The organism is Actinoplanes sp. NPDC048967 (assembly GCF_040649415.1).
Lineage (GTDB): Bacteria > Actinomycetota > Actinomycetes > Mycobacteriales > Micromonosporaceae > Actinoplanes.
The window spans coordinates 103,067-127,345 of record NZ_JBEZFL010000017.1; the positions used below are offsets into that span (position 1 = coordinate 103,067).

General features: G+C 71.5%; 16 protein-coding genes. 3 read left to right on the forward strand and 13 right to left on the reverse strand.

Annotated features, from left to right (window positions below):
• Window positions 1-62: 62 nt before the first annotated feature.
• The 6 genes from AB0C12_RS43365 to AB0C12_RS43390 all read right to left on the reverse strand — a co-directional run bounded on the left by AB0C12_RS43365 (window position 63) and on the right by AB0C12_RS43390 (window position 9,473).
• Window positions 63-1,334, reverse strand: coding sequence for a DUF1996 domain-containing protein (locus AB0C12_RS43365; protein ID WP_360557014.1), 1,272 nt, complete (start codon window positions 1,332-1,334; stop codon window positions 63-65).
• 56 nt (window positions 1,335-1,390) lie between these two features.
• A complete protein-coding gene (locus AB0C12_RS43370) occupies window positions 1,391-3,139 on the reverse strand; it encodes a discoidin domain-containing protein (protein ID WP_360557015.1) in 1,749 nt (582 codons plus the stop codon).
• A gap of 266 nt (window positions 3,140-3,405) precedes the next feature.
• Window positions 3,406-4,050 (reverse strand): alpha/beta fold hydrolase, encoded by a 645-nt coding sequence (locus AB0C12_RS43375; protein WP_360557016.1) that lies wholly within the window; start codon window positions 4,048-4,050, stop codon window positions 3,406-3,408.
• A 48-nt stretch (window positions 4,051-4,098) separates the two neighbouring features.
• The gene (locus AB0C12_RS43380) at window positions 4,099-5,424 is read right to left on the reverse strand and encodes a hypothetical protein (protein WP_360557018.1); all 1,326 of its coding nucleotides are present in this window, start codon (window positions 5,422-5,424) and stop codon (window positions 4,099-4,101) included.
• A complete protein-coding gene (locus tag AB0C12_RS43385; RefSeq protein ID WP_360557020.1) occupies window positions 5,414-6,664 on the reverse strand; it encodes a type III PLP-dependent enzyme in 1,251 nt (416 codons plus the stop codon). The genes AB0C12_RS43380 and AB0C12_RS43385 overlap by 11 nt, the downstream gene beginning before the upstream one ends.
• Window positions 6,665-6,704: 40 nt before the next feature.
• Entirely contained in the window at window positions 6,705-9,473 is a 2,769-nt protein-coding gene (locus AB0C12_RS43390) for a bifunctional diguanylate cyclase/phosphodiesterase (RefSeq protein WP_360557021.1), read from the reverse strand.
• A gap of 203 nt (window positions 9,474-9,676) precedes the next feature.
• On the opposite strand from AB0C12_RS43390, the gene AB0C12_RS43395 reads away from it, so the two are divergent.
• Together AB0C12_RS43395 and AB0C12_RS43400 are read left to right on the forward strand one after the other, a co-directional pair.
• Window positions 9,677-12,925, forward strand: coding sequence for a GH92 family glycosyl hydrolase (locus AB0C12_RS43395; protein WP_360557022.1), 3,249 nt, complete (start codon window positions 9,677-9,679; stop codon window positions 12,923-12,925).
• Window positions 12,926-12,964: 39 nt separating this feature from the next.
• Window positions 12,965-16,165, forward strand: a complete 3,201-nt coding sequence (locus tag AB0C12_RS43400) for an NACHT domain-containing protein (protein ID WP_360557024.1) — start codon at window positions 12,965-12,967, stop codon at window positions 16,163-16,165.
• Here the strand turns inward: AB0C12_RS43400 and AB0C12_RS43405 are convergent.
• The 7 genes from AB0C12_RS43405 to AB0C12_RS43435 form a co-directional block, all read right to left on the reverse strand.
• On the reverse strand, window positions 16,162-16,521 hold the full coding sequence (locus AB0C12_RS43405; RefSeq protein ID WP_360557026.1) for a VOC family protein: 360 nt from the start codon (window positions 16,519-16,521) through the stop codon (window positions 16,162-16,164). The genes AB0C12_RS43400 and AB0C12_RS43405 overlap by 4 nt on opposite strands.
• A gap of 2 nt (window positions 16,522-16,523) precedes the next feature.
• Window positions 16,524-16,943 carry a TIGR03618 family F420-dependent PPOX class oxidoreductase gene (locus AB0C12_RS43410; RefSeq protein WP_360557027.1) on the reverse strand — a complete coding sequence of 140 codons (420 nt, stop codon included), beginning with the start codon at window positions 16,941-16,943 and terminating at the stop codon, window positions 16,524-16,526.
• A gap of 63 nt (window positions 16,944-17,006) precedes the next feature.
• Window positions 17,007-21,260 (reverse strand): GH92 family glycosyl hydrolase, encoded by a 4,254-nt coding sequence (locus AB0C12_RS43415; protein WP_360557028.1) that lies wholly within the window; start codon window positions 21,258-21,260, stop codon window positions 17,007-17,009.
• A gap of 98 nt (window positions 21,261-21,358) precedes the next feature.
• Window positions 21,359-21,523, reverse strand: a complete 165-nt coding sequence (locus tag AB0C12_RS43420) for a hypothetical protein (RefSeq protein ID WP_360557030.1) — start codon at window positions 21,521-21,523, stop codon at window positions 21,359-21,361.
• On the reverse strand, window positions 21,523-22,182 hold the full coding sequence (locus tag AB0C12_RS43425) for a response regulator transcription factor (protein ID WP_360557032.1): 660 nt from the start codon (window positions 22,180-22,182) through the stop codon (window positions 21,523-21,525). Before AB0C12_RS43425 ends, AB0C12_RS43420 begins: the two co-directional genes overlap by 1 nt.
• Window position 22,183: 1 nt before the next feature.
• Window positions 22,184-23,296, reverse strand: a complete 1,113-nt coding sequence (locus AB0C12_RS43430; protein ID WP_360557034.1) for a sensor histidine kinase — start codon at window positions 23,294-23,296, stop codon at window positions 22,184-22,186.
• 5 nt (window positions 23,297-23,301) lie between these two features.
• Window positions 23,302-23,523 carry a hypothetical protein gene (locus tag AB0C12_RS43435; protein WP_360557035.1) on the reverse strand — a complete coding sequence of 74 codons (222 nt, stop codon included), beginning with the start codon at window positions 23,521-23,523 and terminating at the stop codon, window positions 23,302-23,304.
• Between the two features lie 117 nt (window positions 23,524-23,640).
• On the opposite strand from AB0C12_RS43435, the gene AB0C12_RS43440 reads away from it, so the two are divergent.
• Window positions 23,641-24,183, forward strand: a complete 543-nt coding sequence (locus AB0C12_RS43440) for a hypothetical protein (protein WP_360557037.1) — start codon at window positions 23,641-23,643, stop codon at window positions 24,181-24,183.
• Window positions 24,184-24,279: the final 96 nt, after the last annotated feature.

Sequence of the window (24,279 nt, forward strand, 5' to 3'; positions counted from 1 at the left end):
GAGCGCTTTCACGCCCGGAGCCGCCGGGGCGGCGACGAGCCCCGGCGGCTGCGGACGTCATCTCACGGCCGTCCGTTCGTGCCGCACTTGACGATGATCCGGATGCAGTCGTTCACCCGGCGGGCCATCTCCTCGACCGGCCAGGCGTTGAAGAAGTCGCCGTGCATGCTGTACCCGTTGCCGGAGGCCAGCCGGAAGTTGGCCGGATTGCCGCTGACCGGGTAGCGCATGACCTGCCGCAGCTTCGGCACGACGACCGGGTGGCTGGCCGGGCAGGCGGCGTTGACCGGGTACGCCATGTGGCTCTTGTGGTCCGGCGAGTCCAGGTCGCGGCCGTTCCAGCACTGCGGGAAATCGAGGTACGACTCCAGCATCGTGCCGGCCGGGCACTCCACGAAGTCGTGCGACGAGCCGACCTGCCCCGCGTGCAGGCACGACCAGCGCGAGTTCGACGCGTCGGCCGGGCCGGTCGCCTTGGCGTTGCCGGCCACGATCCGCAGACCGAACGGCAGCGGCTGGGCCTGGGCGATCAGGTCGTCCCGGACGCCCTCACCCAGGTAGTAGAAGATGCCGGTGGTCGGCTCGACCGGGGTGTTGCCGTTGTAGAAGGTCGGGATCCAGTACGACGACTTGTCGATCGACGGGTTGCAGTTGCTGTTCGCATTGAACAGGTCGTTGACGGTCGAGTTGGCGTTGGTCACCGTGCTGCCGAAGAAGCTGTGCATGTGCGAGGCGCCCGGCATGTTCGGGAAGACGATCGGGTCGTCGGGCAGCCGGTGGCTGAACGGGCAGTCCGCGAGGAACTCGGCCACCCGGACGGCGCCGGGCGGGATCGTCGGCGGGGGAGCGGTGCCGCCGCCGCTGCCGTACACCTCGAACTCGGCCAGCGAGACACCCCACTGGGTGGCGCGGGCGGTGGACTGCAGCCGGACGTAGCGACCGGAGCCGGTGACGGCGACGGTCTGCCGGCCACCGGTGCCGGCGACATTGGCCTTGATCGTGGTCCACGAACTCCCGTTGGCCGAGGTCTGCAGGTTGAAGGTGCGCGAGTACGCGGCCTCCCAGTCGAGCACCACCGAGGAGAGGGTGGCGGTGGCACCGAGGTCGACCTGCAGCCACTGGGGGTCGCTGAACGCGCTGGACCAGCGGGTGCCGGGGTTGCCGTCGACGGCGTTGGCGGCCGGGAAGGCCGCGGACTCGAGGGAGGAGGCCGTGGCCGGCCGGTTCGCCGACAGCAGCCCGTCGGCGGCGCTGGCCGAGCCCTGCGTGATGGCCACGAAGCCGGTGAGGACGGTCGCTACCGCGGCCGCGGTGAAAAGAGGTCGTTTGCGCATGGGGATCCTTCCTGGGCCGGGGCGGGCGGGGAAACCCGCCCCGGCACGGGGTCAGCTCACTTGTAGACGCGGACGTAGTCGACGAGCATCCGGGCCGGGAACGGGGTGGAGGCGTCGATGGGACCGGGGAAGTCGCCGCCGACCGCCAGGTTGAGGATGACGTAGAACGGGTGGTCGAAGATCCACGGTCCGCGGGTCGCCTCGACGGTCGCCTTGCTGGCGTAGAACACCTGGTTGCCGTCGAGCAGGAACTTGATGCCCTTGCTGTCCCACTCCGCCGCCCAGACGTGGAAGTCCTGCGACAGGTCCACGGTGGCGTACTTCTGGCCGTAGCCGCCGGCGCCGTTGTACTGCGGGGCGTGCAGTGTGGAGTACGCCTCGCTGGTGTTGCGGCCGAGGACCTCCATGATGTCGATCTCGCCGTTGTACGGCCACGGGCGGCCGGTGAGGAAGTCGGCGCCCATCATCCAGAACGCGGGCCACAGGCCGTTGCCCTTGGGCACCTTGATCCGGGCCTCGACCCGGCCGTACTGGGTGGTGAACTTGCCGCCGGTGTTCATCCGGGCCGAGGTGTACTCGCGGCCGTTGACGGCTTCCTTGCGGGCCTCGATCACCAGCTGGCCCTGGCCGTTCATCTGCGCGTTGTTGCTGTTCTCGGTGTAGTACTGGACCTCACCGTTCTGCGGCACGCCCGGGTCGTAGGTCCACTTGGCCGTGCTCGGCTTGGTGCCGGCCGGGTCGTTGAACTCGTCGTTGAAGACCAGCCGGCTGGCCGGGAAGGCCGGGTCGGCGGGCTGGGCCGGCGATGCGGTGGGGGCGCCACCGGTGCCGTAGACGTTGAAGTCGTAGAGCGAGTAGCCGTACGGGGTGGCCCGGGCGGTGCCGTACATCCGCACGTAACGGCCGGTGCCGCTGACGTTCAGCACCTCCTTGAAGCCCTTGCCGGTGGTGGTCGAGTAGATGTCGGTCCAGCTGCTCGCGTTCGGCGACACCTGGATCTTGTACGAGGTCGCGTACGCCGGGTCCCACTGCAGCTCGACCCGGCTGATCTGGGCCGTGGCCCCGAGGTCGACGTAGATCCAGCCGGGGTCGACCCAGCCGGTGGTGGAGCTGGTCGCCCAGCGCGTCGCCGGGTCCAGGTCGAAGGCCTTGCCGACGGTGCACGGGTTGCAGTTGACGTCGTTCTGCTCGCTCGACGCCGCACCCGGCTTGTTGTAGGACAGCAGCGTCGTGCCGCCCGCGGGCGGCGGCGTGGTCGGGCCGGTCGGCGGAGTGGTCGGCGTGCTGCCGCCCGCGAAGACCTGGAACTCCCACAGCGAGTAGCCGTAGATGGCCAGGGCCCGCTCGGTCAGGTTGAGCCGCACGTAGCGGGTGTTGCCGGCGACCGTGATCGTCTGCTCGCCGGCGTTGCCGCGCAGCGTGCCCGTGGCGTTGGTGAAGGCGGTGCCGTTGGTGGAGAACTGGACGGTGAAGGCGGTCGCGTACGCGGCTTCCCAGTTCAGCTTCACGCCGCTGACCGCCGTCGTGGCGCCGAGGTCGACCTGCAGCCACTGGGCCGCCGCGAAGGCGCTGGACCAGCGGGTGCCGGTGTTGCCGTCGGTGGCGGCGGAGGCGGGCGTGCCCTCCCATTCGACGGAGGATGCGGTGGTCGGCTTGCCCTGCGAGACCACGACCTCGGCCGCGTCGGCGTTGCCGACCGTGGCGACCAGGTAGGCCGCCAGCAGGCCGAGCAGCGCGAAGGTGAGCGCGGCGATCCGCACGGGCGCCAGGCGGCGCCCGTCACTTCGGAAAACTTCAGGACTCATGGACGGTCCTCCTTGCGGGGAATCAAGAGGTGGGGAACCAGCAGGATGTATCGGAGCGGTTTCGAAACTGCTTCGGGGATGAGAAAGCGCTCTTTGGTACGTCACTCTGAACTGCCGTTTAACAGGTGTCAATGCCTGCTAGAGCCTCGGGAAGCGCTTTCTCGTCGGCGTTCTCCCGGCGCGAAGCGGATCGATGCAGGTGAACGGGCACGCGGGGCGATCAGTGGCCTTCGCCGGCCGCGCCAGGTTCCGGAACCGGCGGAAGGTCAGCGGGCGTGCGCCGCCGGCTGAAGAGCCGTCGCGACGAAGGCGGTGACGAGCCGGGTCCAGAACACCGGCCGCCGCAGCAGGGTGTGCGTCTCGCCGGGAACCGGCACGAACGAGGCGCCGATCCGGGCCGCGTACGACGCGGACGACCGCGGGTCCGTCACCCGGTCCGCGTCACCGTGCGCGATCACGATCGCCGCGCCGGGCCGGGGCGCCGGCTCGCCGGCCTCGATCCAGGGCGCCAGCGCGCACACGCCGGCCACCCCGGGCTCGCCGGCCAGCCGCAGCGCGACCCGCCCGCCCATCGAATGGCCCACCAGCACGACCGGGGCGCCGGGATGCGTCCGGCGCGCCTCCTCCAGCGCCCAGCGGGCATCGCGCACGGGATCCTGCGCGTCGCCGTTCCAGCCGCGCACCCGGTAGCGCAGAGTCCAGACCGCTACCTGGTCACCACGGGTGTGCCAGCTGATCGCCCGGGCGAACGGCACCATCCGCAGATAGGCCAGGCCCCGGCGCGCCGGAGCGACGCTGGTCTCGCGGCCACCGGGCAGCAGCAACACCACCGCGCGAGCGTGCTCGCGAGGACCCGACATGTCGAGCGCGGGCACCGGCTCGACGCGGGCCCGGGACGCAGACGCGGTCATGTCCCTGTCACTACCCGTTTTTGCTGGGTGAACTCCGCGCGGACCTGGTCACTCCGGCACCGGCAGCGGCGGCCGGTGCAGCCGCGGCAGCGCGGTCACGGCCCAGATCAGCAACGCGGCGACGCCGAGGGCCAGCACCGCCGCGCTGACCGCCTTGTCGATCGCCTGCGCGGTGACCATCATCGGCAGCAGCTTGACCGCCACCGAGCCGCCGAGCGCCCGCACCGACGCGCTGTAGGCCAGCGCCGTCGTGATGCCGTCGGCCGGCGCCTCGTCCGCGACCAGCGCGTCCATGTCGCCCTCGAACGCCGTCTGGCTCACCCCGGCGAGGAACTGGGCGATCAGCACACTGACCGCGTGCATCGGCGCCCCGAGCCAGCCGACCAGCATGGCGACGCCCCACAGCGTCCAGCGCAGGACGGCCGGCAGCTTCATGGTGCCGATCGCCTCGACCGCGGCGGTCGCCAGCAGGCAGCCGAGGCTGAACGCGATTGCGGCGCCGGCCACCCAGTGCCGGCCGTGCAGCTCGGTGGTGAGCGGGATGGCGAGCAGGGTCGGTCCGGACGCGAGCAGCATGATGCCGCCGCCCGCGACGAGCAGCCGCGGCGAGACCGCGAGCCGGCGCCGGGGGCGGCGGGCCGGGCCGCGCCGGTGCCCGGTGATCCCTGTGCCGCCGGTCAGCGTGCTGACGGCGTACCGCAGGATCCGGGCCGGCATGATCCGGCGGGCCGCGCCGTGCGGCATCATCCGGGCCCGGCGCGAGCTGATGATCGTGGGGATCAGCGAGCCCGCGTACGCGATGAAGATCAGCGCCAGGGGCCAGCCGGTCGGGTAACCGTCCGGGCCGGCCGGCAGCAGCGCGCCCAGCCCGGTGCCGGCGGCTTCGACGGCCGCGATGGCCAGCGCGTAGCGCGTCATCGACCGTGGCCGGGCGTCCACCGCCGCGACCTCGGCCCGCATCGCGGCGAAGCCCACCCAGGCCGCCACGTGCATCGCCGTCACGGCCACCGCGATCAGCCAGGACGGCAGGCCCACGATGAGCCCGGCCAGCGCGCCGACGCGCAGCAGGATCTCCGTGCCGGCGGCCCCGCGCAGCAGCGTCCGGCCGGCGTAACGCCGCGACAGCCAGCCGGTGACCGGCGCGGACAGCACCACGCCGACGAGCATCGCGGCGTTGTAGAGGGCGGCCTCGGCGAGACCGCCCCGGGAGACGGCCAGCAGCACCAGGACCGTCCAGCCCAGCGCCATGCCGAACGAGTCGATGACGCCGGACACCACGAGCTCGCGGACCCGGCCGGCGCGGCGCAGGCCGACCGGTCCGACGCGGCGGTGCCCGCCGCTCCTGGGCTCACGCCGCTTGTGGTCAGTGACCACCGGAGGTTCCGGACCGGACCAGCTCATCCGTCAGCTCCCGCAGGTCCGGCTGGCCGGTGCCGCCGCCGACGAACAGCGGCGTGGGTGGCGCGAAACCGTTGAAAGCAGAGGCGTAGCTGAGGGTGTAGGCACCCGCCGAGCCGATGTAGACGACGTCGCCCACGTCGATGCCGGCCGGCAGCTCGACGCCGTGGAACATCGTGTCCGAGCTGTCGCAGCTGGGACCGGTGATGGTGAAGGGCAGCGTGGCGACCTCACCGTGACCGGGCACGGACGACCAGATCGGGTAGTCCCAGCCGGTCGGCACCTGGATCGTCTCCATCATGCCGTTGTAGGCGCCGACGTCGACGAACAGCCAGTCGCGGCCGCCGCGGACCTCCCGGCCGATCACCCCGACGGCCATGACCGCGGCCTCGGCGACCAGGTGCCGGCCGGGCTCGGCGACGAGCAGTTCCGGCCGGTACGGCAGCAGCTCGGCCAGCGCGGGCAGCACCATGGCGCCGATCTCGCCGATCGAGGGCACGTCGGCCTGGTAGCGGGCGGGGAAGCCGCCACCGAGGTCGATCATGTCGAGCCGGATGCCGTCGTCGAGCAGGTCGGCCATGATCGCCCCGGTCGCGCCGAGGGCGTGCCGCCAGGCGGCCGCGTTGCCGCACTGCGAGCCGACGTGGAAGGTGATCCCGTACGGGCGCAGCCCCAGCCGCCGAGCGAGGACCAGCAGGTCACGGGCCTCGGGCAGCTCGGCGCCGAACTTGCGCGACAACGGGAACGAGCTGGCCGTGTCGTCCACCCGCAGCCGCAGGTAGACGGCGCTGCCCGGGGCGTGCTCGGCGATCTTGCGCAGCTCGTTGGCCGAGTCGAAGCTGAAGCGCCACAGCCCGGCGGCGTGCGCGGCGGCGATGTGCCCCGGCGCCTTGACCGGGTTGCTGAAGAGCACGCCGGCCGGGTCGACGCCGAGGCGCTCCAGCATCCGCAGCTCACCCAGCGAGGCGACCTCGAAGCTCGCGCCGTGGTCCCGCAGGGTCGCGAGGATCTCCGGCGAGGGGTTGCACTTCATGGCGTAACACGGCAGCACGCCCGGCAGCGCCGCGGCGAACGCCGACAGCCGGTCCACGACCGTGCCGAGATCGGTGACCAGGTACGGGGTGGGCATGTCGATGACCTCGAGGCAGTGCGGGGACAGCGCGGCGGGCCACTGGGCCGGGAGCTGAGCGCGGGTGCCGGTGAGGGCGGCGGTCATGCGTACTCCTGAACTGTGCTGGGGGCGGGGGGTACGGGGATCAGGCCGGGGCCGGCTGGGCGCCGGCCCCTTCGAGCAGCAGGCGGCCGGCCTCACCGGCGGGCACCGGGCGGGAGAAGTAGAAGCCCTGGGCGAAGGTGCAGCCCATCTCCCGCAGCGCGGCGAGCTGGCCGTACTCCTCGATGCCTTCGGCGACCGTGGACATGCCCAGGCTCTGGCCGAGCTGGACGATCGTGCCGGCCAGCGCGGCGTCGTCGGCCTGCTCGCCGAGCCGCTCCACGAACGAGCGGTCGATCTTGAGCGTGTCCACCGGGAACCGGCGCAGGTAGGCCAGCGAGGAGTAGCCGGTGCCGAAGTCGTCGATCGCCAGCGTCACGCCGAGCGCCTTGAGCCGGACCAGCTGGGCCAGGTTGTCCTCGGTGTCGGTCATCAGCACGCTCTCGGTCATCTCGAGGCAGAGCTGGTCGGCCGGCATGCCGGTCTCGGTCAGCACCTCGCGGACGACGGCGGGCAGGTCGCTGCGGTCGAACTGGCGTACCGACACGTTGACGGCCATCTTGACCGGGCGGCGGCCGTCGCGCGCGGACCACTCCATCGCCTGGCGGCAGGCCTCGTGCAGCACCCAGCGGCCGAGCGGCACGATCAGCCCGGTGGTCTCGGCGATCGGGATGAAGTCGAGCGGGTTGATCATCCCGCGGGTCGGGTGCTGCCAGCGCACCAGCGCCTCGAAGCCGATGACCCGGCTGTCGGCCATGTCGATGGTCGGCTGGTAGTGCAGCCGGAGCTCGCCGCGCTCCAGGGCCAGGCGCAGGTCGGCCTCCAGCTCCAGGCGCTCGACCAGGCCGGCCAGCATCCGCGGGTCGTAGCTGGCGAAGCCGCTGCCACCCGTGCCCTTGGCCTTGTACATGGCCAGGTCGGCGTTGCGCATGAGCTGCTCGGCGTCGTCGGCGTGCCCGGCCCCGGCCGCACCCTCGCCGAGGGCGGTGTACGCGGCCAGCCCGATGCTGCCCCGCACGTGCAGGTCACGGTCACCGACGCGGAACGGCTCGTGCAGCTCGTCGACGATGCGCTGGGCCACGATCTCGGCCTCACCCTGGCCGACCGCCGAGCGGATCAGCACCGCGAACTCGTCACCGCCGAAGCGGGCCACCACGTCGCCGTCACGCACCGAGGCGGTCAGCCGGTCGGCCACCCGGACCAGCAACTGGTCGCCGGCCAGGTGCCCGAGGCTGTCGTTGACCTCCTTGAAGCCGTCCAGGTCGAGGAAGAGCACGGTCACGTCGTCGTCCTCGCCGCGCTGCTCCAGCGCCTCGGCCACCCGCTCCCGGAACAGGGCGCGGTTGGCCAGCTGGGTCAGCGCGTCGTGGTACGCCTCGTGCACGAGCTGCTCCTGCAGTTCCTTGCGCTCGCTGATGTCGCGAGTGTTGAGCACCAGGCCACCGACGTTGGGGTCGCCGAGCAGGTTGGTCACGGTGATCTCGGCCTGGCGCAGACGCTGGTCGAGGTGCGGCAGGGTCAGTTCCAGCACGGTGGTCGCGTACGGCCGCGCGCTCACCGAGCGCAACGCGTCCAGCAGCCGGGCGGCCGACTCGGGGCTGAACCGTTCGGTGAGGTCGCGCCCGGTGAGCATGGCCGGGGTGTAGCCGAAGACGCGCTGCACGGACTCGCTCTGGTACAGCACCACGGCGTCGGTGCCGACCACGGTCACCACGTCGGAGCTGTGCTGCACGAGCGCGTGGAAGCGCTGCTCGCTGGCGTACAGCTCGGCGGTGCGGTCGGCGACGCGGGTCTCCAGGTTGCGGGTCAGGCCACGGTTCTCCAGCAGCGTGAGCAGCTGCCGGCCGACGATCAGCAGGATCAGCGCCGAGCGGGTGTACGCGACGAACGGGGTGGCCTGCCCGGTGCGGGCGAACCAGACGATGCTGGTGGCCAGCGCGGCGAGCACGGCCACGTACGGCAGCAGCACCCCGAACGGCTGGCCGCCCTCGCCGTCCACCGGGGCCGGCTCGGCCGGGTCGGCCGTCCCGAGCGGCTTGGTGGCGGCGAGCAGGATCAGCGAGAAGCCCGCGAACCAGCCGATGTCGGTGCCGCTGCCGGAGGCGTACGCCCCGGTCAGGTTGAGGTAGGCGTACCCGATGTCGGAGGCGGCGAAGGCGACGATGCCGGCCGCGACCAGCGCCAGGTGGGCGAAGTCGCGGCCGCGGCGGCGCTGCAGCGCCAGCATGTAGACCACGATCGTCACCATGACGATGTCGCCGAGCGGGTAGGCGAGGCTGAGGTAGAGCGCGAGGACGCTGTCGCCGCCGGCCTTGATCAGCGGCTCGATGACCACGAACCAGGCGATCAGCACCAGCGAGACGGCGACCATCAGACCGTCGAGCACGCTGCGGGCCCGGTTGGCCAGGGTCTGGGTGGCGACCGGCAGCACGAGCAGGCCGGCCGAGGTCAGCAGGATCATGCCGAGGTAGCCGATGTCGGCCTGCGACGGCAGCGGCACCGAGCCGGTGAAGGTCTCCAGCCAGACCGCGCAGCCCTGGCCGGCACCCCAGGACAGCACGCCCAGGCCGAGCAGGGCCCAGCCGGCGCGCACCCGGCCCCGCAGGGCCGCGGCGCGGAACAGGCAGGCCAGGGCGGCCGAGGCGGCGGCGGCACAAAGTCCGAGGTTGGAGATGAGCTGTGCGGTGTCCGCTCCGCCGACCCCGGTGCTGAGGACAACGCCGAAGGTGGCGACGACGACTGCGACGCTCACGCAGAGCCGTGCCCAGCGGTGGACGCCGCGTGGCGTCGGCGGTGCTGTGCTGGCTGCCATCAGACTCATCTCCGGTTCGCTCGGCCCCCGGGGCAGGGTGGTCGTAACTGCCGTGATCGGGTGGCCGTGGTGCGGACCTGAGAGGTTCGCCCAGATGGCCGGGTGCAATTCGGGTGCCCGATGACTCCGTTTCATTGACACGCGTCTTTGCTGCGTGACAACGTTGTCACGTGACGATGACGTCGTTGACCGGAGGTTTACCGATGACCCGTCGGCTCCTGGTGGCCCTGCTGCTGGTCGTTTCCGTCGGCACCGCGAGCCCCGCCCAGGCCCGGGCCGCCGCCGCCGCCGCGGAGGATCCCGTCGAGCTGGTGCACCCGTTCGTCGGCACGCAGAACTTCGGCAACACCTTTCCCGGCGCGAGCGCGCCCTTCGGGATGGTGCAGGTCAGCCCGGACACCGGCGGCCAGGGCGGCTACGACTACCAGCAGGACAGCATCTACGGCTTCAGCCAGACCCACCTGTCCGGGGTCGGCTGCGGCGTCGCCGGCGAGCTGCCCATGCTGCCCACCACCGGTGCGGTCACCACCGCGGACCCGAACCAGTACCGCTCGCCGTTCTCGCACGACGACGAGGACGCCGAGCCCGGCTACTACCGGGTCGGCCTGTCCAAGTACGGCGTGAACGCCGAGCTGACCGCCACCGCGCGCACCGGCTGGCAGAAGTACACCTTCCCGGCCACCGGCGCGGCCAACGTCCTGTTCAACACCGGCAAGGCCAACCAGAACGTCTTCGACTCCGAGATCCACGTCGTCGGCGACCGGACCGTCGAGGGCCGGGTCCGCGCCGGCAATTTCTGTGCCGGCAAGGACGACCACACCGTCTACTTCACCGCCAGCTTCGACCGCCCGTTCGCCGCCACCGGCACCTGGCGCGGCTCGGCGCTCTCGCCCGGCGGCCGGGACGCCGCCGGCTCCGGCAGCAACGGTGCCTGGGTGACCTTCGACGCGAGCCAGGACCGCGACGTGGTGGTCAAGGTCGGCCTCTCCTACACCGGCCTGGCCGGCGCCCGGCAGAACCTGGCCGCCGAGACCGCCGACTCGTACGACTTCGCCGCCACCCGGACCGCCCTGCGCGCCCGCTGGGCCCAGGAGCTGGACCGGATCTCGATCGGCGGCGGGGCGGCCGACCGGCGCAGCGTCTTCTACACCGCGCTCTACCACTCCCTGCTGCACCCGAACCTGGCCGGCGACGTCGACGGCCGGTACGTGGGCTTCGACCGCCAGGTGCACACCGCCGAGGGATACACGCCGTACCAGAACTTCTCGCTCTGGGACACCTACCGGCCGCAGAACCAGCTCCTGGAGCTGCTCGTGCCGCAGGTCGCCCGGGACGTGGCGCTGTCCGTGGTGGCGATCGGGCGGGACGGTGGCTGGCTGCCGCGCTGGGCGCTGGCCAACAGCGAGACCAACATCATGACCGGTGACCCGGTCACCCCGTTCCTGGTCGAGGCCTGGTCCAAGGGTTTGCTGGCCGGGCACGAGCAGGAGGCGTACGCGCTCCTGCGGCAGAACGCCACCGCCCAGCCGCCGGCCGGCTCGCCGTACAACGGGCGGACGGGTCAGGACTTCTACGCCGACCGCGGCTACATCCCGTCCGGGCTGAGGCGCGGCCAGGAGTGCGCCGACAAGGGCGGCGACAACGACTGTGACCACCCGGCCTCGGCGACCCTGGAGTACGCGGCGGCCGACGCGGCGCTCGCCCTGATGGCCGCAGGGCTGGGCCGGACCGCCGACGCGAAGCTGTTCGCCGGGCGGGGGCAGTGGTACCGCAACCTGTGGGACTCCTCGATCAAGCAGTTCCGGCCCCGGACGGTCGACGGAACCTGGCTGACGCCGTACGACCCGATCGCGGCGGCCGAGCAGTTCCACGAGGGCGGCGCGTACCAGTACCAGTGGCTGGTGCCGCAGGACCCGGCCGGACTCGTGCGCCTCATGGGCGGCCGGGCGGCGACCGAGAAGCGGCTGGACGACTTCTTCGTCTACGACAAGCTGCTCACCGATCCGGCCGGCACCGCGCGCGAGGACTGGATCGCCGCGCCGTACGACTACTACGCCAAGGCGACGTACAACCCGAACAACGAACCGGACCTGCTGGCGCCGTACATGTATCTCTGGGCGGGCGACCCGGCCAAGACCGCGACGGTCGTCCGGGCCGCGATGACGCTGTTCACCACCGGCCCCGACGGCATGACCGGCAACGACGACCTGGGCACGATGAGCGCCTGGTACGTCTTCTCGTCCCTGGGCCTCTACCCGACGATGAGCGGCGCCAACTTCCTGGCGCTGTCCAGCCCGCAGTTCCCCAGGGCGACCGTGCGCACGGGCGGCAAGACGCTGACCATCACCGCACCCGGCGCCTCGGACACGAACCGCTACATCCAGGGCATCCGGCTCAACGGCCGATCCGTCGGCAAGACCTGGCTCGACTGGTCGGCGGTGACCCGCGGCGGCACGCTCGCCCACACGCTCGGCCGGAAGCCGTCGTCCTGGGGCAGGTCGGTCGCGGCCCAGCCGCCGTCGGTGAACAAGGCGCCGGCGGACGGCCGTACCCATGTCGACGCCACCGTGCGCCCGGCCGGCGCGGCCCTGCCGGCCGGCTCAGCCACCGCCCAGCAGGCGGCGTTCCAGGTCGACGTGGTCGGCCAGGCGCCGCTCGTGATCGCACCCCGGGTGACGGCGACGGCGCCGCCGGGCTGGAAGGCGACGGTCGCCCCGAAGCACCCCAAGGTGCTGCTCAGCGGGCGTCTGCCGATCGGCACCACCGCCACGCTGACCGTCCAGGCGCCGGCCGGGACACCCGCGGGGGCGTACCCGGTCGAGGTCTCGGTCTCCGCACCCGGCACCGCCACGGTGAAGCGGATCGTCACCATCACGGTCCGGGAGCCGCTCACCTGCGCCGGCACGGCGGACACCGCCTGCCTGGTCGACCTGGGTGACGACCGCACCCTCGACGGCACGGCCACCGTCGCCGACCCGGCGGAGGGCAACTTCGACGGCGGCGGCTGGAGCTACGACGCCGACCTGCTGCCGAAGGCCGGCCCCGTGACCTGGGGCGATGTCACGTACCAGGCGCCGGACCCGACCGGGACGGCGAAGAACTTCGTGCCGGCCCGAGGTCAGTCCCTGCTCCTGCCGACCGGCAACCACACGGCGGCCCACCTGGTCGCGACCACGCACAACGGGCCGGTGACGGCCGCGCTGACCATCGGGTACGCGGACGGCACGTCGGCGCCGGCCACGGTGACCGTGGCGGACTGGTGTGGCACGGCGGCCGCGGGCACGAGCGCGGTGCTGGCGATGCCGCACCGGATCAAGGCGGGGCAGGGGGTGGACGGGCCGCCGGTCAGCCTCTTCGGGGTGAGCCTGCCGGTGCCGGCGGGCAAGCAGATCCGCTCGATCACCCTGCCGAGTGACGCGCGGTTGCACCTGTACGCGGTGACGCTGAGCTAGCCATTGCCGCGCAGTAGTCGGCGCACTACGGTGCGTGCAATGGGTTCCCGCTCGCTCAGCTATGCCGATGCCGCTCGCCTGCTCGGCGCGTCCGAACACCCTCTCATCAGGATCTTCGGCGCGGCGAGTGGCGCGGTCACCGCCGCGGCGACCATGGGCACCCTGGCGGACGTCGACTTCTTCGCGTTGCGCGGCGAACTCATCAGGTGGGGCAACACCGTCGTGACCGGACTGCAGGAGCGAATGACCGGCGTCGGCCGTCTCGATCGCACCCAGCGGCTTGAAGCGGCGCACGCGATCGTGGTGGTCACCTCCTTCTACGAGGCCTTGGAAGCCGCATTGGCCGGTCGGCCCGGCGTGGACCTGGCGGCGGCCCGGATGACCGCCGGCGAGCAGGTCGCGGTCGTCACGTCCACAGCGGTCACCGCCCGGTACGGCGAACTCGTGCAGGTCCTGATCGACACGCCGCCGCCCATGCCGGCACCGCACCGCCCCTTCGAGAAGACTCTCTGGGACCTCGCGGAGTACTTCGGCTCGGCCTCCACCGCGGTGCAGAACTTTCTCGCCGGACTGGTCGCCTTCGAGGACGGACGCGACGAGATCGTGGCGGCTGTCGAGGGTCAGGTGCGCCGGATGGCCGTGCGCCGGTACACCGAGGCGTACCGGGCGCTGAGTGTGCAGGCGCCCGAGTTCGGGGTGTGGGCCGGCATGGTCGAGGCCCAGGCCACCCGGACCGTGCTGCACGACGCGCTGATCGACCTGTCCGCACGCCTCGACGAGCTGCGGTCGCTGTCGGGGGCCGGGGCCGTCGACGCGGTGCTGGCCGGACTGGGCAAGCGCTATCGGGCCGGGCTGGACAGCGCGATCCTCGCCTCCGCCCATGCCCCGGCGCACGTGGTGCTGCCCAGCCTGGACGACGGCTACGTCAACCCGCACGGCCGGGTCGCGGTGGCCGGACCGGCCGATCTGCCGGCTACCGAGAGCTGGTGGAACGACGCCGTCGCAGTCGAGGACGTCCATGGTTTCCTGCTGGCCCACCTCGTCACTCCGGGGGCTGTGGCGCGGCCGCTCGTGGTGCTCGGCCAACCGGGGTCAGGCAAGTCGGCGCTGACCAGAATCCTGGCCGCCCGGCTGCCTCCGGCGGACTTCCTCGTCGTCCGGGTCGAGCTGCGCAACGTGCCCGCCGACTCCTCGATCCAGGCCCAGATCGAACAAGCTCTGCTGCAGATGCTCGGCGAGCACGTCTCGTGGCCCGACCTCGCCCGCCGGGCCGGCGCTGCGCTCCCGGTCGTCGTCCTGGACGGCTTCGACGAGCTGCTCCAGGCCACCGGCATGAACAGGGCGGACTACCTCGAGCAGATCCGCCTGTTCCAGCAGCGGGAACGGGAACTGGACCGGCCGGTCGCGGTGCTGGTGACCAGCCGCACGGTGGTCGCCGACCGGGCCCGCTTCCCCCGGGACACGGTGGTCCTGCGCCTCGAACCCTTCAACGAAACGCAGGTCCGGACCTGGCTCGACGTGTGGAACGCGCACAACGCCGCCGGCCTCGCGGCCCGTGGGCTGAGACAGCTACCGGTCGGCACAGCCCTGGCCCACGGGGAACTCGCGAGTCAGCCGCTGCTGCTCCTGCTGCTCGCCCTCTATGACGCCGGAGCGAACGCCCTGCAGTCCGCGGACGGTGGCCTGCACCGGGTCGACCTCTATGAGCGGCTCTTCTCCGACTTCGTCGAGCGGGAAGTGGACAAGGATCGTCAGGGCCGCAGCGACGATCAGCGGGCGGATGAGATCAACGCGGAATGGCGCAGGCTGGGCGCGGTCGCCGTGGCGACGCTCAACCGGGGTGGCGACGTGATCCTCGAGGCCGAGCTGAACGCCGACCTGCCGCATCTGCTGTCGGACACCGACCTCCGGCCGGCCCGCGACGGTTCGGCGAACCGGGCACTGACCGCCGGTCAGCTGATGGTCGGTCGCTTCTTCTTCATCCATGAGTCCCGGGCCACCCGGGACACCGCCGGCCCGGAACGCAGCTTCGAGTTTCTGCACGCCACCTTCGGGGAGTTCCTGGCCGCCCGGCAGATCGTCGCCGAGCTGCTCGACCTGGCGGAGGAACGCGTCCATCAGCGACGCCGCCGGGGAGTCATCGATCCGGGTCCGCTCCATGCGGCCACGTCCTTCGTCACCATCACCCGCCGGGCACCCCTGTGGGAACTCTGCCGGGAGATGCTCACCCGGCTGAGCCCCCGGCAGCGAGCGCTCTGCCGCGAGCTCGCTCTGGAACTGCTCGCCGACGCCGGGTACGCGCATCCGACCTGGACCCGGCGCGACTACGAGCCGCGGCGCATTCCCCTGGCTGCCCGGCACGCGGCCTTCTCGGCGAACCTGGTCTGCTTCGTGGTGCTGGTCAACGACGGTCCCGTGGACGCCGCGGAGCTGGTCGGCGAGCCGGTTGTGGTCAACTGGCGGAGGCAGGCGCTGTTGTGGCAGAGCCAGCTCGATCCGGAGGACCGCAAGCGGATGTGGCAGACGCTGCGCGTGGCCTGGCGGCTGGACACCGATCCCACCCGACTGGAGGTACGCGTCGAGGACGGCGCCGACATCAGCGTCTACGAGTCCCTGCCCTGGCCGCCGGAGCTCCGTCCGGTCACCCGGAAACCCGGAGCCCTCGCCCGCGGGATGGCACCGGACGTGTCCGTCCGCGGCGAGAGTCGGATGGGCCGATCACTGCGCCGGTCGGCGTTTGTGCAGACGGCACACGAGGTGCGCGAATGCCTCTACGACCTGATGCCGTACTGGCAGCACGCGGGCACGCCGGGCCTGCACCTGATCGACGACGAGCCGGTTCTGGTCTCCGAGGCGGCGCTGTTCCTCCAGCTGCTGCTGGCGCCGGCGGCGGAGCAGCCGCGCGACCTACGCGCCAAGCAGTACGAGTGGGCGCTCACGCTCACCAGCTTGCCGCGGCAACGTGACCTGCTCATCAGACAGCTCGGCGAGGAGGCGCCCCGGTTCTCGGACGCGAACCTGCACCGCATCTTGTCGTCGGTCACGGCCGATGATGTCGAACGGAACCAGTCGACGCTGGCGGACATGCTGACCACGGTGACGGTGCGGGCGCCGGACCGCCGGGAACTGGCCGGTTCCCTGATGGGAGCCATCAGATGGGACCTCGCCGACCGGCGCGACAACCCGGCGCGGGAGCAACTGGCCCTGCTCGTCATGGGCGATCCCGGCGCGCCTGCCTAGTCCTTGTCGAGGCAGAACTCGTTGCCCTCGGGGTCGGCCAGCACGGTGAGGCCGTCGGTCTCCCACAGCACCCGGGCGCCGAGGCCGGTCAGCCGGGCCAGCTCGGCGACCGGGTCCTCGGCGTTCAGGTCCAGGTGTACGCGGTTCTTCACGGTCTTGCGCTCGGGCACCTGGGTGAACCACAGCCGCGGTCCGCCCTCCGGTCCGGGCAGCACCAGCACCGTCGGGTCCTCGTCGGGATCCGGATCGTCCGGCCCGTACGGCGCGACGCTGTACCCCTCGAGCACCTGCACCCACCAGCGGGCCAGCGCGGGCGCGTGCTCGCAGTCGAAGACGATGTCCATGATCCGGGCCATGACTACAGCACCCACCCGTAGAGGCGTTCGACGTGCAGGCTCAGCACGATCCGGCCGTCGGCGACCATGGCGCGCCGGTAGTCGGCCCACTCGGGGTGTTCCTCGCGGCGGATCAGGCGGTAGACCTCGACGAGCTCCTCGACGGTGGCGTCGTGCTCCTCGGCTGACGGCGGGGAGAAGGTGGCGTGCACGTCCGCGACCACGTAGCCGCCGCCCGGTCCGGCCACCCGGAGGCTGCCGCGCGGGTCGCGGCGCAGGTTGTGCACCTTGGCCAGCGTTTCGCGGGTCGACACCCGCAGCACCCGGCTCGTGTCGTCGGCGGTGTAGTTCACATCGGAAAGCTGAGGCCGGCCGTCGCGCTTGATGGTGGCGAGGGTGCACAGGTCGGCCGCGGCGACGACGGCCCACAGATCATCGGACATGCCTCGAATGTAGAGCAGCCGCCCCCTCCACGCGGGAGGGAGCGGCTGCCGGGCGCGGTCAGGTCAGAGCTTGCCGCACTGGCCGATCCGTACCCCGCTGACCTTGTTGGCCAGGCCGTTGTTCACCGGCGCCGGCTTGTTGCCGGAACAGGTGAGCGGCCCGCCGACCGTGTTGCCCGCGACGACCGTGGCCGTCTTGTTGTTCAGCAGGGTCACCGCGCTCTTCAGGGTCGAGTTCTCCAGGCTGACCGGGCCCGATCCGGTGACGGTGAGCGGTCCGCTGACCGTGGTGTTCAGCAACGAGACCGTGCCCGCTCCGGTGGCCGTCACCGCCGCGCGCAGGGTCGCGCCGGTGGCGTAGAGCGAGGCGCCCTTGGAGACCGTCACCAGGCCGGTGATCTGGGCTCCCGCCTTGACGCAGGTGACCCCCGACCGGACCGACACCGCGCCGACGACCTTGTCCGCGATCGTCGTGGTGCAGGCGGGGGCCGGGACGCCGAGCAGTTCCACCTCGGCCAGTGTGGTGCCCGCGGCGACGTCGAGCCGGTAGTACGCGTACCGGCCCGGGTTGGCGATCTTGAAGGGCCGGGTCTGCCGGCGCCACTCGAACGTCTGGTCCTCGCGCTGGTCGATCGTGGTCCACGTGGTGCCGTCGTAGGAACCCTTCAGCGTCCACGAGGCCGGGTCCTGCTCGGCCACGGTGCTCGAGGTGAGCGTGTAGTAGGCGGCCTGTTCGCCGGCGGAGGCGAACCGGTATTGCCAGCCGTCGGCGAGCGTGGCCTGGGTGGTGGAGGTGTCGTCGACCAGGGCCGGCTCCGACGCCGTGCCGCGGCCCGGGCCGGTCAGGTCCCGCAACGGGCTCGGCACCGCGTCGCCCGAGGTGAGCGACTCCGGGGCGGCGTCCTTGCCGGTGCCCCACTTCGACGGCGACGAGCCCATGGTGAAGTCGAGCCGGGCGCCGTCGGCCAGCAGCGAGTGCGGCAGCGACGTGGAGTTGTACGCCTTGCCGTTGACCTTCAGCGACTGCACGTAGACATTGCTGCGGCTGTTGCCGGGGGCGTTGACGACGATCTTCTTGCCGTTCTCCAGGTTGACCGTCGCCTTGGTGAACAGCGGCGAGCCGATCGCGTACGCCGGGTTGCCCATCTGCAACGGGTAGAAGCCGAGCGCGCTGAACACCTGCCAGGCGCTCATCTCGCCGTTGTCCTCGTCGCCCGGGTAGCCCTGGCCGATCTCGCTGCCCAGGTACAGCCGGGACATGGCCTCGCGGACCAGCTTCTGCGCCTGGTACGGCTGACCCGCGTAGTCGTACATGTAGGGGATGTGGTGCGACGGCTGGTTGCTGAAGCCCCACTGGCCCATCCGGACGTCGCGGGCCTCGTACATCTCGTGGATCGGGCCGCCGTACGAGCCGTAGAAGGTGGCCGTCTCCGGTGTGGCGAAGAACTTGTCGAGCTTCTTGGCCAGGCCGTCGCGACCGCCGTACAGGTTGGCCAGGCCCTGGCCGTCCTGCGGCACGTGGAACGCCATGTTCCAGCCGTCGGTCTCGGTGTAGTCGTAACCCCAGACCCGCGGGTCGTACGAGGCCGGCGAGTTGCGCCAGTTGCCCGCGGAGTCCTTGCCCTGGAAGAAGTCCACCGACGGGTCGAACATGTTGATGTAGTTCTGGGCGCGGTTGCGGAAGTACTCGGCCTGCTCGGCATATTCTTGTTCCTTCGGACCGCCCTTCTTGGCCAGCGCCTCGGCCATGTTGGCGATGCCGTAGTCGTTGATATAGCCGTCCATCGCCCAGGACATCGCCTCGCCGGTGCTGTCGCTCGGCGTGTAGCCCTTGAAGATCGAGCTGGCCAGGCCCTTGCGGCCGACGTTGGCGTTCGGCGGCGTGACCGTCGCGTTCTTCACCGCGGCCCGGTACGCCGTCTCGGCGTCGATGCCGGGCACCCCCTTGAGGTACGCGTCCGCGAAAGCCACGTCCGAGCTGGTGCCGACCATCAGGTTGGCGTAGCCCGGCGCCGACCAGCGCGAGATCCAGCCGCCGTCGCGGAACTGCTGGACGAACCCGTCCACCATCTCCCCGGCGTGCTTCGGCGTGAGCAGCGAGTACGCCGGCCACGTCGTGCGGTACGTGTCCCAGAAGCCGTTGTTGACGTAGACCTTGCCGTCCTTGATCGGCGCCCCGGTCTCCGTCGGTGAGCTGGCCGGGCTGGTCACCGCCGACTGCACGGTGTGCTTGTACACGGGCTCGTCGTTGCTGCCCGTGTTCTCGAAGCCCGAGTTCGGGTAGAGGAACAGCCGGTACAGGTTCGAGTAGAGCGTGACCAGTTGATCCTCGGACGCGCCCTCGACCTCGACGGTGTGCATCTTGGCGTCCCACAGGTCGCGGGCCCGGTCGCGGACCGAGGCGAGCGTCGCGTCGGCCGCGATCTCCAGGTCCAGGTTGTGCTTGGCCTGCTCGACGCTGATCAGCGAGGTGGCGATCCGCATCCGCACGGTCTTGTGCTCGGTGGTGTCGAACTTGAGGTAGCCGGTGGACGGGCGGTTGCCGGTGGGCAGCATGCCGCTCGCCGTGACCGGGGCGTCGACGGTGGCGTACATGAACATCCGGGTGAAGCCCGCGGAGAGGCCGCCGCTGTTCACGTCCGACCAGCCCGAGACCGCCCGGCCGGCCGCGTCGATGGTCAGCCCGGACCGGCTGTCGACGTTGTCCAGGATCAGGTTGCCGCTGTCGCCGGTGAAGGTGAACTGCATCAGCGCGGCGTGGTCGGTCGGCGCGATCTCGGTCTTCAGGCCGTTGTCGAAGGTGACGCCGTAGTAGTACGGCTTGGCGGTCTCGTTCTCGTGACCGAAGGCCAGCGCGCGGTTGGCCCGGTTGGCATCCGGTACGCCGGTCGCGGCGCTCGGCATCACCTGGAACGTCTGCCGGTCACCCATCCACGGGCTGGGCTCGTGGCTGGCCGAGAACGCCTGCAGGGTGGGCCGGTTCGCCGCGTTGTTCGCTCGGTGGTACTCGTACAGCCAGCTGGTGGTGCCGGCGTTGGTGACCGGGGTCCAGAAGTTGAAGCCGTGCGGGACCGCGGTCGCCGGGAAGTTGTTGCCCCGGGAGAAGTCGCCGGAGGACATCGTGCCGCGGCGCGTCTCGGCGTACTCGGCGAGGTGTTTCCTGGGCTCGGCCGGGGCGACCTCGGCGAGAGCGATGTCGTCGTACCAGGCGCGGAAGCTCGTGGGACCGGCCGGCTTGTCGTACGTGATCAGGATCCGGTCGACGGTCTTGCCCGCCGCGACCTTGCCGATCCGCGCGGTCCGCTTGTTCCACTGCGCGGTGTAGAGCGTCTGCGACGCGCCCTGCGCGGCCGCGCTGACCACGATCCCGTTCTGGTCGACGGCCTTGAGCTCGGACAGGAACGTGCCGTCGGTGAAGGCCAGGTCGACCGCGGTGTACGTGGCCGGGTTGGACAGGTCGTCGCGGTTGAACTCGGGCAGTACCAGGTACGACAGCTCGGTGTCGGCGGTCACCGTCACGTCGACGTCGAAGACCTTGTTGGCGGAGTGCCCGCGGCCCTCGGCGGTGTGCCGCCCGGCGATCTGGAACGCCTTGAGCCCGGTGAAGCCCACGCCCGCCTTGGCGGTGGGGGAGCTGGCCGGACCCGGGCCGACCCGGCTCTGCATCGGGCCGGTCGGCGGCGGCGTCACGTTGGCGTCGGCCAGCTCCAGATCGGCGAGCTGGGTGAGGTCGCCGGACGGGTGCCCGGTGATGTTGAGCCGGTAGATCGGGAAGGAGCCCGGGTCGGCGACCGTGTAGGTCTTGGTCTGGAAGCGTTCGGTGAAGGTCTGCCCGGTCTGCGTGTCGACCGTGGTCCAGGTGCTGCCGTCGGCGGAGCCCTGCAGCGTCCAGTCCCGCGGGTCGCGCTCGGGAGCGTCGTTGGCGGAGGTCAGCGCGTACTTGATGACCTCGGCCGGGGCGTCCAGCGTGTACTGGGCCCAGCTCGTCGGGGTGTCGACCAGCCACTTGGTGGCCGAGTCGCCGTCGTTGAGATTGTTGCGGCCCTCGTTGCTGTTCGGCTCGGCGTTGACCGCGATGCCGGTGACGTGCCCGCGCAGGCTGCCCGGCATGCCGACGACCACGGTGCCGTCGACGCCGCCGCTACCGGCCGCCGCGTCGACCGTGTCGGTCCAGGTGGGTTGCGGATCGTCGGTCTCGAACGACGAACGGAACGAGGTGGCGGCGGCCGCCGCGGCCGCCCCGCCCGTGGCGACTGCCGCTGCCGCGGCGATCAATGTGACGGATAACAGGGCGACACCCCATCGTGGCCGGTGCATGCCGTCTCCTTCTCGGGGCCGTGAAACATTCGCGACACATCGTCACGTGCAAGTCTCTCGATCCGCAAGGGTTCGGCGCCCTCCGATTGACATCGATGTCAGCGTAGGCCCGCCGGCCAGCGCTCCACCTCGGCCGGCGAGCGCAGCAGCACCGCCGGCGGCATCGCCGGGTCGGCGGGCCCGGCCCGCATCCGCTGCCCGATCCGTGCCGCCGGCGTCGACTTGCCCGCCCCGGTGAACCCGTACACGACGATCCGGCGCATCAGCGGCCCACCAGCCCTTCCTCGTACGCGAGGATCACCAGCTGCACCCGGTCCCGGACGCCCAGCTTGGTGATCGCCCGGGTGATGTGGGTCTTGGCGGTCAGCGGGCTGATCACCAGCTCCCGGGCGATGTCCTCGTTGGACAGGCCCGAGGCGACCAGGGTGACCACCTCCCGCTCGCGGGTGGTCAGCGCGGCCAGCCGGGCCCCACCGGCCGGCGCCGGGGCCGGCCGGTGGGCGAACTGCCTGATGACCCGCCGGGTGACGCTGGGGGAGAGCAGCGCCTCGCCGGCCGCCACCACCCGGACGGCGTGCCGCAGCCCCTCCGGGTCGATCTCCTTGGTGAGGAAACCGCTCGCCCCCGCCTCCAGCGCCGCGAAGACGTACTCGTCGGTCTCGAACGTGGTCAGGATGATCACCCGGCAGTCCCGCAGCTCCGGATCCGCCATGATCCGCCGGGTGGCGGCGATCCCGTCCAGGCCGGGCATCCGGATGTCCATCAGCACCACGTCCGGGCGCAGGGCGCGAGCGGTCCGCACGGCCTCGTCCCCGGTGGCGGCCTCGCCGGCGATCACGATCTCCCGGTCGCGCTTGAGCAGGCTGCGGAAGCCGGCCCGGACCAGGTGCTGATCGTCGGCGAGCAACACGGAGACACCCATGTCAGGCCGCGATCGGGATCATCGCGCGGACGGTGAAGCCGCCGGCCGGTCCGGCTCCCGCGGTCAGGGCCCCACCCAGCGCCGCGACCCGTTCGCGCATCCCCATGATCCCGTGTCCCTCCGTGCTCGTCGCCTCGCCGGCGCCGTCGTCGGTGACCTCCACGGTGACACTCGCCGGGGTGTGGTGCAGGGTCACCGTGACCCGGGTGGCCCGGGCATGGCGGACCGTGTTGGTGAGCGCCTCCTGCACCACGCGGTAGACCGCCGTCGCGACCGGCGCCGGCACCTCGGCGCGTTCGCCCAGCTCGGTGACGGTCACCTCGATCCCGGCCGCCCGTACCTGGTCGGTGAGCCCGGCCAGGCCCTCCAACCCGGCGGCCGGGGTCTCGATCCGGTCGCCCTCGCGCAGCACGTCCACGAGTGACTTCAGGTCGCTCATGGCCCGGCCCCGGACGCCCTGGGCCAGCCGCAACGCGTCGCGGGCCTCCTCCGGCTCCTCGTCGAAGGCGTCCAGCGCCACGTTGAGGTGCACGCCGACCACGGCCAAGGTGTGTGACACCACGTCGTGCAGGTCGCGGGCGATGCCGACGCGTTCCTCGGCCCGCCGCCGCAGCGCCTCCAGCTCCTGCTCGTGCCGGGACTGCTCCAACCGGGCGGCGACCTCGTCCTGCCAGCGGCGGGTGCTCCGGTACGCCAGGGCGGCGGCGAGCACCGCGGCCAGCCACAGTGCCTCCCCGCCGAGCTGCCCGAGAACCCGGTCGGAGTCGTACCGCTCGACGAAGGTGTCCCAGACCAGCCCGTACGACAGAGTCAGCGCCCCGGCCACCGCGGCCGTGCGCAGCCGCCCGGCCAGCGCCAGGGCGGCGAAGGCCGCCGTGGCCGGCCAGGCCCAGCCGCTGCCGATCAGGTCCGACGAACGCCAGGCCACGACGGTCAGGACGACGACGATCAGAACGGTCAGGGGCCAACGCCGGACCAAGAGCATCAGCGTGGCGAGCCACACCGCCACAGTGGCGGTCATGACGGCCTGCAGATTGCCACCGGTGACGGCGAGTCCGGCGGGGACACCGACCAGCGTCAGAGCGGCGGCCACCCAGGGCAGCGAGCGTGGCATGGCGATCACCGTCCGGTCCCCGTCGTCGGTCGCAGCGGCCGCAGCGCCACGAAGCTGAAGCAGGCCGCCGTCATCCACAGGGCGAGCCGCCGGGTCAACGAGATGAGCGTCTCATGGTCGGCGATCCCGAGTCTCGGTCCCGCCACGACGCCCAGCGCGGCCAGTGCGGCCAGCGCACCCACCCCCGCCGCGATCAGGCACAGTTGCTGTCTCATGGTCTCGGTCATGGGGGAAAACTAGGCTCGGCGGGGGCCCGGCCGCGTCGTCCCGGCGTGGTCTCCCGCGGCGACTCCCTTCGAGTACGGGACTACACCGATCGCCGTATGCCGCCCTAGGCTGACCGCGTGATCGACGAAGGCACCGCCGCCGCCGTGCTCGCCGCCTCCGGCCGTTTCCCGGTCCGGCCCGGGCTCACCGAGTCCGAGCTGACCGGCGTGGAGCAGGAGTTCGGCTTCTCGTTCGCCGACGACCACCGCGCCTTCCTGGCCGCCGGCCTGCCGTACGGGCGCGGCTGGCCGGACTGGCGGGACGGCGACCGCGCCCAGCTCCGCGAGAAGCTGGCGATGCCGGTCGAGGGTGTGCTCTTCGACGTCGCCGAGAACGGCTTCTGGTACGAGGGCTGGGGTCCGCAACCGGCCGAGAACGCCGACGCCGTCACGGTCGCCCGCCGGTTCCTGATGACCGTCCCGCGGCTCGTGCCCGTCTACTCCCACCGGTATCTGCCGGCGGGCCGGGGCACCTCCGGGCACCCGGTGCTGTCGGTGATGCAGACCGACATCATCAGCTACGGCGCCGACCTGACGACCTACATCCGCCACGAGTTCGGCGGCGAACCCCTGCAAGCGGGCCGCCCCACCGTCGCCTTCTGGCGCGACCTGGCCGGCTAGATGTAGTGATCATGACCGTTGTTGACGGCGTGGCGGCTTGAGATGTGAGAAGACCTCCGGCGAGGTGGAAGTTGCGACGCTTTCACCTACCCGGAG